Annotated in this window: 1 pseudogene; it reads left to right on the forward strand. The window is 36.0% G+C overall.

Features of this window, described 5'->3' with window-relative positions:
* Positions 1-757: pseudogene (locus tag HMPREF2731_RS02770) on the forward strand (IS256-like element ISEfm2 family transposase); the annotation flags it as partial.
* Positions 758-806: the final 49 nt, after the last annotated feature.

An 806-nucleotide genomic window follows, 5' to 3' on the forward strand; every position in this document is an offset into this window, starting at 1 on the left:
GACTGAAGAAGTAAATGCATTTAAAGTTAGAACTCTAAATGATAAGTATGTCGCTATTTTCATGGATGCTACTTATATTCCTTTAAAACGGCAAACCGTCTCCAAAGAAGCAATCTATATTGCCATTGGTATACGAGAAGACGGCACTAAAGAAGTACTAAGTTATGCGATTGCTCCGACTGAATCGACCTACGTTTGGAATGAGTTGTTACAGGACATTTACTCCAGAGGGGTTCATGATGTCTTACTGTTTATTACCGATGGCTTAAAAGGCATGAAAGATACGATTCACCAGATTTATCCTAAAGCTAAATACCAACATTGCTGTGTTCACGTTTCCCGTAATATTGCTCATAAAGTACGTGTTAAAGATCGAAAAGAAATCTGTGATGATTTTAAGGCTGTTTATCAAGCTAGCTCAAAGGAAGAGGCAAATACCTTTTTAGGGAGTATGATTGAGAAGTGGCAGAAAACTTATCCTAAAGTGACGCAGTCACTGATAAAAAAACAAGATTTATTGACTTTTTATGAGTTTCCGCCTGGTATCCGCCGAAGCATTTACTCAACTAATTTAATCGAATCTTTCAATAAACAAATCAAGAAATACAGCCGCAGAAAAGAGCAGTTTCAAAATGAAGAATCACTAGAGCGTTTCCTAGTATCCATCTTTGATACATACAATCAAAAATTCTTAAATAGAAGCCATAAAGGCTTCCAACAAGTGACGGATACATTAGCTTCAATGTTTACTGAGTAACCCATTATTTTGCAGAAGGACGAGTTATTTACACAAAATTATTGACGCT

The sequence above is a fragment of the Enterococcus sp. HMSC072F02 genome (genome assembly GCF_001837725.1).
GTDB lineage: Bacteria > Bacillota > Bacilli > Lactobacillales > Enterococcaceae > Enterococcus_B > Enterococcus_B lactis.